This is a genomic window from Tardiphaga sp. P4_G1 (genome assembly GCF_056401215.1).
Genome location: NZ_JBFUJU010000013.1, coordinates 192,521 through 200,286, shown reverse-complemented (window position 1 = coordinate 200,286; position 7,766 = coordinate 192,521). Strand labels below are relative to the sequence as shown.

Annotated in this window: 8 protein-coding genes and 1 pseudogene; 1 reads left to right on the top strand and 8 read right to left on the bottom strand. The window is 62.6% G+C overall.

From position 1 onward, the window contains the following. Positions 1-212: pseudogene (locus AC1DUY_RS27535) on the top strand (IS110 family transposase); the annotation flags it as partial. Between the two features lie 154 nt (positions 213-366). On the opposite strand, the gene AC1DUY_RS27530 reads toward AC1DUY_RS27535, so the two are convergent. The 8 genes from AC1DUY_RS27530 to AC1DUY_RS27495 form a co-directional block, all read right to left on the bottom strand. Further along, positions 367-624 (bottom strand): hypothetical protein, encoded by a 258-nt coding sequence (locus AC1DUY_RS27530; protein WP_089267288.1) that lies wholly within the window; start codon positions 622-624, stop codon positions 367-369. 113 nt (positions 625-737) lie between these two features. Beyond that, positions 738-1,991: a multidrug effflux MFS transporter gene (locus tag AC1DUY_RS27525; RefSeq protein WP_478118441.1), complete on the bottom strand. Its 1,254-nt coding sequence runs from the start codon at positions 1,989-1,991 to the stop codon at positions 738-740. A gap of 153 nt (positions 1,992-2,144) precedes the next feature. After that, positions 2,145-2,813, bottom strand: coding sequence for a pyroglutamyl-peptidase I (locus AC1DUY_RS27520; protein ID WP_478118439.1), 669 nt, complete (start codon positions 2,811-2,813; stop codon positions 2,145-2,147). 199 nt (positions 2,814-3,012) lie between these two features. Continuing rightward, entirely contained in the window at positions 3,013-3,996 is a 984-nt protein-coding gene (meaB, locus tag AC1DUY_RS27515) for a methylmalonyl Co-A mutase-associated GTPase MeaB (protein ID WP_478118437.1), read from the bottom strand. Next, a complete protein-coding gene (locus AC1DUY_RS27510) occupies positions 3,993-4,799 on the bottom strand; it encodes a DUF3298 and DUF4163 domain-containing protein (RefSeq protein ID WP_478118435.1) in 807 nt (268 codons plus the stop codon). Before AC1DUY_RS27510 ends, meaB begins: the two co-directional genes overlap by 4 nt. Continuing rightward, the gene (locus AC1DUY_RS27505; protein ID WP_158596821.1) at positions 4,796-5,152 is read right to left on the bottom strand and encodes a HepT-like ribonuclease domain-containing protein; all 357 of its coding nucleotides are present in this window, start codon (positions 5,150-5,152) and stop codon (positions 4,796-4,798) included. The genes AC1DUY_RS27510 and AC1DUY_RS27505 overlap by 4 nt, the downstream gene beginning before the upstream one ends. A 43-nt stretch (positions 5,153-5,195) precedes the next feature. Beyond that, positions 5,196-7,349: a methylmalonyl-CoA mutase gene (gene scpA, locus AC1DUY_RS27500; protein WP_478118434.1), complete on the bottom strand. Its 2,154-nt coding sequence runs from the start codon at positions 7,347-7,349 to the stop codon at positions 5,196-5,198. Then, complete coding sequence (locus tag AC1DUY_RS27495) at positions 7,346-7,756, bottom strand: hypothetical protein (RefSeq protein WP_309944810.1); 411 nt, start codon at positions 7,754-7,756, stop codon at positions 7,346-7,348. The genes scpA and AC1DUY_RS27495 overlap by 4 nt, the downstream gene beginning before the upstream one ends. Positions 7,757-7,766: the final 10 nt, after the last annotated feature.

The following is a 7,766-nucleotide window of genomic DNA, read 5'->3' as shown; positions in this document are numbered from 1 at the left end:
GCGGTCGGCCCTGCGTTCGCGCCGCGCTGTACATGGCAGCTCTCGTTGCCTGCCGCCATCATCCGCAGATGAAACAGGCCTATCAGGCCCTGCGGTTGCAGGGAAAACCGGCCAAGGTGGCGCTCATCGCCATTGCCCGAAAGCTCCTCATCACCGCCAACGCGCTCGTCAAAGCCAACAAACACTATGACGGAGAGACTCAGCCCCATTGACAGACAAGACAGTCGCCGGGTTCTCGCTCTGCCGGCTTCGCCGGCGACGCGCGCCCCGGAATGACGACGTGTGGTGGGGAGAATGCCAACGGCGGAGCGCGCAGGCGCTTAATGTCGAACGTCGCTTCGCTGGGGCGCCCGAGGGCCCCGCGCGCTATCGTCCCGTCAGCGCGAGCTGGAAATCCTTCTCGGCCTGGGCGTCGCGTTCGTTCTTTTCCGGGCATTCGCCGGGCTCCGCCTGGCAGGGACGGATCTCGTAGTCGTTGTCGAGCACGCGGCGCGGTGTCGGCTTCGAATTCTTGGCTTCGACATCGGTGACAAGGCCGCTCTCGGCGGCAAGTTTCCACACGTCGGCTTCGGTCGGATAGGCTTTACTCAGTTTCGCGTCGTCACAGAACAGTGCATAGGGCATCGGATTGCTCCGGTAAAAATTGATAACGTTCATGGCGGCGTCGGGTTCGCCCCGACGTATTCCCAGACATTTCAAAATTGCGCGGCGGCCATTCGGCTGCGTCGCGAGAGCGTTCAGCTCACCATCTTGTGAGACTTGAACAGGCGGCCCTTTTCCACCACGAGGATCACCGCGAATGCAGTGAGGGTGCAAAGAAAAAGGCCGGTCGCGAACGGCAGCAGAGTGCCGTCATAGTGCTGGCCGATAACCGTGCCGATGGCGATACCCAGCAGCGTGGTCAGCGTCCCGTAGAGCGAGGAGGCCGTGCCGGCGATGTGGCCCTGCGGCTCCATCGCCAGTGCGGTGAAATTCGAGAACATCAGGCCGAAGGCAAACATCATGAGCATCGACAGCGCGATGAACAACCATAGCGGCATGAAACCCATCGCCACGGCCAATAACATCGCCGCGCCAGCAGTGACGAAACCGAGCAGGGCGCCGTGGGAGAGTGCGCGCATGCCAAGGCGATGGACTACGCGCGAGTTGAAGAAGCTGGCCGCAGCGACGCCGAAAGCGATGGAAGCAAAGGCAAGCGGGAAATATGGCCCGAGATGAAAAATCTCGGTGAACACCTGCTGCGAGGTAAACACGAAAGCGAACAGTGCGCCCTGCAGGATGCCGGCAGCGAGGCCGTAACCGAGCGTCTGCCGATGGCTGACGGTTTGCCGATAGGCATAGAGCACATCACGAATGGCGAGCGAGCGGCGTTTGGCGACCGGCAGCGTCTCCGGCATTCGCCAGGCACTCCATGCCAGCGTCAGAAGGCCGTATAGCATCAGCACGACAAAGATGCCCCGCCATTCCGTGAGCACCATCAGGGCCTGCCCGAAAGACGGGGCGATGACCGGCACGGAAATGAAAACCATGATGGCCAGTGACATGACGCTGGCCATGCGACCGCCGGCATAGCAGTCCCGGACGATCGACACCGCGATCACGCGCGTCGCTGCGGTGCCGACGCCCTGCAGCAGGCGGGCAAGCAGCAGGATTTCGAACGACGGTGCGAATAGCGCGAGCACGCTCGCGGCGCAATAGACGGCCATGCCGCCGAGCAGGATGGGGCGCCGACCGCAGCGGTCCGACAGCGGGCCCATGGCGAATTGGGCCACGCCGAAGCCGAGCAGGAAGACCGAGAGGATGGTCTGAAGGTGGTTGGCATCAGGGACCTTGAAGGCCGCACCGATATGCGGCAGCGCCGGCAGCATGATGTCCATGGCAAGCGGATTCAGCGCCATGATCGAAGCGATCACGACGACGAATTCGCCAAATTTCATTGGGCTATGGGTCGATGACACCGCGAGGGGGGCGTCGGCGTTGATGTCGGTCACAAAGCTGTCCCTGAAAGCATTCCCGCCATTAGGGTGTTCATGCTGCGATGCACAAGTTGACTTTCGGCATGGCTGTGTCGCGGAAACCGGCGGAATTTCCCCATTTTATGAATTAATGTTCAGAGAATGGCCGGGAGCGTCGTTTCGACGGTCTTAAACCCCGGAATTCCGGGCTGCATCACGCAGCTTGACCCGGGTCATGCGGATCATTTCCAGCAGGATCGCTTCACCGGTATCGGTGAGTTCGTCGGAGGTCATGCGGTGCGAGGTGGTGTCTTGTGCCAGCAGCGGCACATGGACGAAGGCCGCGAGGTGCGGGCCGCCGGGCGCGCGGGAGGCCTCGATGCTGCGCCAGGACAGATAATTGCAGAGATAGCGTCCGGCATCGCGGGAGGAGCGCACGTCGGCGCCGGTGGCGAGGGCGGCCCGGAACAGACGCGCCGTGTGCGGGCCGAAGTTTTGCGCGCTGGCGCCAGGTACGATGCTGGCGCGGCGCACCGTGGTGTGGCCGGCATCGGGCCACAGCATCGACACCGCGTTGCGGGCGCGCGTCTCGATCCGGATATAGGGCGTGCGCGCGGCGAGGCCGAACATCAGCAGCGCATCCGGACGATGGCGTGCGATCAGCTCGGGCAGTTCGCGATCGACGGTGGCATAGGTGACGTCAAAAATATGCGCGATGCGGGTGATATCCGCGAAAGCGGGGCGGCGCAGCGTTGCGAGTTTTCGCACCAGCGCCTGCGTCGGGTTCACCGGCGCGCCGGGGAAGGGGCCGAAGCCGGTGATGAGGATACGGGGGGATGTACCGGGACGGTTCAACATTCGCCTCCATGATCGCGACGGCGCGCTAACCTCTCCCCGCTTGCGGGGAGAGGTCGCCTGTAACATGCGAAGCATGTGGAAGGCGGGTGAGGGGGACTCTCCACGAACTAGGAGCGTTGGATAGTCCCCCTCACCCGTCTGGCTTCGCTGCGCTCCGCCAGCCGACCTCTCCCCGCAAGCGGGGAGAGGTTAGGGCGCGCTACTTCAACAACTCCACGATCGCTTCCGCCGCGACGGCCGGCGTCATCGTGCCGTCGGCGACGTCGCGTTCGACTTGTTTGACCTTGCTGCGAATGCCGGGATCGCTGCGCAGCCGCGCCTTCAAACGATCTTCCAGCATGGTCCACATCCATTTCACCTGCTGCTCGCGGCGGCGGGCGGCGAAATCGCCGGAGGCATTCATGGCGGTGCGATGCGCGACGACCTTGTCCCAGAGCTCGGTGATACCCGTCTTGGTCAATGCCGAATAGGTCACGACCGGCGGATGCCAGTGCTCCGAGCGCGGCGCCAGGATATGCAGCGCGCCGCGATAATCTCCAGCGGTGATATTGGCGCGCTTCAGATTGTCGCCGTCGGCCTTGTTGATGGCAATCATGTCGGCGAGTTCGATCAGGCCTTTCTTGATCCCCTGCAACTCGTCGCCGCCGCCGGGCAGCATCAGGGCAAGAAAGAAGTCGGTCATGTCGCAGACCGCGGTTTCCGACTGGCCGATGCCGACGGTTTCCACCAGCACCACGTCGAAGCCGGCGGCCTCGCACAGCAGCATCGCCTCGCGCGTTTTCGCCGCGACGCCGCCGAGCGTGCCGGAGGACGGCGAGGGACGAATGAAGGCGTTCGGATGGGCGGACAGATCGTTCATCCGCGTCTTGTCGCCGAGGATCGAGCCGCCGGTGCGCGCCGAGGAGGGATCGACGGCCAGCACCGCGACCTTGTGGCCGCGCTCGATCAGATACATGCCGAGCACATCGATGGTGGTCGACTTGCCGACGCCGGGCGAGCCAGTGATCCCGACGCGAAACGCTTTGCCTGTGGCGGGCAGCAGCGCCTGCACGAGTTCGCGTGCGGCGGCCTGATGATCGGCGCGGCGGCTTTCCACCAGCGTGATCGCCCGCGCCAGCGCGGCGCGGCTGCCGGAGCGGAGGTCTTTGGCGAGCGCGTCGATGTCGATGGGGGCTTTCGTCACTGCGGCCCCTTGTCGTCGTCCTTCGGCCGCTCGCCGGCGAAGATCGCGCTGCCCTCGGCCGACAGATAGGGCTTGAGTTTCTCCCACGGCACGAAGGCGTCGTAATCGCCTTCGGCATAGGAGCCGACCGCATAGGGGCCGTAATGGAAGCTGAGGCCGGAGCTCTTGCCGGCTGATGTCGACGGCGCCAGCGATACCGGCCCGATCTTGAGCAGCTTCGGCTCCAGCGCATCGACGAGGCTCATGTCGGGATTGTCGTTGTCGCGCTTTTTCTTCTCGATTTTCAGATCGGCGATGACCGCATCGCGGATCGCCGTCATCGCCGGCCCGCTATCGGCGAGCTCGGTGAAGAAAGGACGAATGCTGATCATCTTGCCGACCTGCCTGTCCCACAGCAGCGTGTCGTTGGCACGATTGGGATGCGCGCCGCCGGTGTAGTTGTAGTCCGCGCGAATGATGCTGACATAGCGGCCCGCGACCAACGAGCTTTGCGCATAGGTCCGCTCGGATTCCCATGGCCGGTTGCGCATGTCGGCAGGGAGATCGTTCATCTCCTTGCGCTGCGCGGCAAGCTCCTTGAGCGTCTTCGTAGCCCAGCCATTGCTGGCGGATGTGAGATATTTCAGCAGCGGCGCATCGGACTTGATCGCGGCATCGAAGAACACGGCGACCTCGGTGTATTTGGCCTTGAGCTGGATGTCGGGTGTCGGCTCGGCGGCGAGGGAGATCGCTATGGAAGTGATTAGGAAGGCACAGGCCAAGCCTGCGAGACGAGAAGTATTACGGATATAAGCAAGTTTCATTCTGGAGACCTGAGCCGCGCGGCGCACCGTTCGAGAGGAGGCATCAAATCGTGAGCCCAATGTAGAAGAGTGTCTGGCTCAACTCTGATTGCGACGTTGCCGAGACGATCACTCATCTCGGCAACCGCTGTCCAGTCTACTTCAGCTTCGCGCTTCTTTATCTCATTCGGGATGTGATCCGAAGCAATTCCGATAATCTCGAAAAATCGCTCCATGGCCACGCAAGTCCTCATGTCCTTGGCGAGGTCTGCCGACGTGCGACCAGCGATAGCTTCTTTGACCAGCGCAATTTTCTCGTAGATATGCGAGAAACGCTCTGCAACGGACGGTGGCGGAATTGTGCCAGTTTCCATGGACCAGCTCATCAGGCACCCGATTGGTTGATTGTGGTCTTTATTACTCCGCCGCCTCGCTGTGTCCCAGCCGCGCATTGAGCTTGTGGATCAGCTCTTCGGCCGCCTCGGAGATCACCGTGCCGGGCGGGAAGATCGCTTCGGCGCCGGCCTTGTACAGTTCGTCGTAATCCTGCGGCGGGACGACGCCGCCAATGATGATCATGATGTCCTCGCGGCCTTGCTTCTTGAGCGCGGCCTTCAGCTCCGGCACCGCGGTGAGATGGGCGGCGGCCAGCGAGGAGAGGCCGAGGATGTGCACGTCGTTTTCGACGGCCTGCCGCGCGGCTTCATCGGCGGTGGCGAATAGCGGCCCGATATCGACGTCGAAGCCGACATCGGCGAAGGCCGAGGCGATCACCTTCTGGCCGCGGTCGTGGCCGTCCTGACCGATTTTGGCGACGAGGATGCGCGGGCGGCGACCTTCGGCGTCCTCGAAGGCATCGATCAGCGCCTGAACCTTCTGGACCTTGTCGTTCATGGTGGACGCCTCGCGCTTGTAGACACCGGTGATGGACTTGATCTCGGCGCGGTGGCGGCCGAACACCTTCTCCATCGCATCGGAAATTTCGCCGACGGTGGCCTTGGCCCGCGCGGCATCGATCGCCAGCGCCAGCAGGTTGCCGTTGCCGTCTTTGGCGCTGCGCGTCAGCGCCGCCAGCGCGGCATCGACGTCGGCCTGGCTGCGCTCGCCACGAAGCCTCTTCAATTTGTCGATCTGCAGCCGGCGCACGGTGGAGTTTTCCACCTTGAGCACGTCGAGCGCTTCTTCATTTTCCGGCTTGTACTTGTTGACGCCGATCACCGCCTGACGGCCGGCATCGATGCGCGCCTGGGTCTTGGCCGAGGCTTCCTCGATGCGCAGTTTGGGCACGCCGGCCTCGATGGCCTTGGCCATGCCGCCGAGCTCTTCCACTTCCTGGATATGCGCCCAGGCCTTGGTGGCGAGGTCGTGGGTCAGGCGCTCGACGTAATAGGAGCCGCCCCATGGATCGATGATGCGGTTGGTACCGGTTTCCTGCTGCAAAAAGAGCTGCGTGTTGCGCGCGATGCGTGCGGAGAAGTCGGTCGGCAGCGCCAGCGCTTCGTCGAGCGCATTGGTGTGAAGTGACTGCGTGTGGCCCTGCGTCGCCGCCATCGCCTCGATGGTGGTGCGCATCACGTTGTTATAGACGTCCTGCGCGGTCAGCGACCAGCCGGAGGTCTGGCAATGGGTGCGCAGCGAAAGCGATTTCGGGTCCTTCGGATTGAACTGCGTCAGCAGCTTGGCCCACAGCAGTCGCGCGGCGCGCATCTTGGCGACTTCCATGAAGAAGTTCATGCCGATCGCCCAGAAGAACGACAGCCGCGGCGCGAAGCGGTCGACATCGATGCCGGCGGCAAGACCCGCGCGCAGATATTCGACGCCGTCGGCGAGCGTGTAAGCCAGCTCAAGATCCTGCGTCGCGCCGGCCTCCTGCATGTGATAGCCGGAGATCGAAATCGAATTGTACTTGGGCATCTTTTGCGAGGTGTAGGCGAAGATGTCCGAGATGATCCGCATCGAGGGCGTCGGCGGATAGATATAGGTGTTGCGCACCATGAACTCTTTCAGAATGTCATTCTGAATCGTTCCGGTCAGCTTCTCCGGCGGCACGCCCTGTTCTTCGGCGGCAGCGACATAGAGCGCGAGGATCGGCAGCACCGCGCCGTTCATGGTCATCGACACGCTCATCTGGTCGAGCGGAATACCGGCGAACAACGTGCGCATGTCATAGATCGAGTCGATCGCCACGCCGGCCATGCCGACGTCGCCCGACACGCGCGGATGATCGCTGTCATAGCCGCGATGGGTGGCGAGATCGAAGGCGACCGAGAGGCCCTTCTGGCCGGCGGCGAGATTGCGGCGATAGAAGGCGTTGGAATCTTCCGCGGTGGAGAACCCGGCATATTGCCGGATCGTCCAGGGCTGGTTGACATACATGGTCGGGTAGGGGCCGCGCAGGAATGGCGCGATGCCGGGATAGGTATCGAGGAAATCGATGCCCTTGACGTCATCCTCGCCGTAACCCGGCTTCACCAGGATGCCTTCGGGCGTCAACCATGGTTCGCCCTGCGACGGCGCGCCGGCGGCACGGGCGGCGAAATCGATCTCGGCGAAGTTCGGAATCTTGCTCACGAGCGGCGTTCCTTCAATTTCTTGATTCTTGTTTCGCAGTCAGCGAGGCGTTGACGTATTTGGGGTTCACCGGCCGTTTGTCCGCCGGGGACGAGAAAGATGAGTTCGAATACTGTAATCGGAATGCCGAAGACGGTTATCTTGCGCATTCCGATCAACGCCATGAGCGCCAGGACGATGGTCAGCGCGACAACGTTCAACAGACTATATTCACCTGCTATCACTCCGGACACGAAAATCCACCCGAGGAGCAAGAGCATTCCGGCACACAACCCGACGGCCAACGGCGGGATCGTCGTGGAAGTCGACGGATTGCGATAATCGAGTGTCGGATTGTGATAGTCGATCATCGACTGCAAGCGTGCTCGCTCCGCTTCGAGTTTATCCAGCTCGTGTTGGTGAGACATGAGTCAGTTC

Bases quoted from the DNA above. Each gene is read 5' to 3' on its own strand.
- AC1DUY_RS27530 (WP_089267288.1), bottom strand. From the start codon at position 624: ATGCCCTATGCACTGTTCTGTGACGACGCGAAACTGAGTAAAGCCTAT.
- AC1DUY_RS27520 (WP_478118439.1), bottom strand. From the start codon at position 2,813: ATGTTGAACCGTCCCGGTACATCCCCCCGTATCCTCATCACCGGCTTC.
- AC1DUY_RS27510 (WP_478118435.1), bottom strand. From the start codon at position 4,799: ATGAAACTTGCTTATATCCGTAATACTTCTCGTCTCGCAGGCTTGGCC.
- AC1DUY_RS27505 (WP_158596821.1), bottom strand. From the start codon at position 5,152: ATGGAAACTGGCACAATTCCGCCACCGTCCGTTGCAGAGCGTTTCTCG.
- AC1DUY_RS27495 (WP_309944810.1), bottom strand. From the start codon at position 7,756: ATGTCTCACCAACACGAGCTGGATAAACTCGAAGCGGAGCGAGCACGC.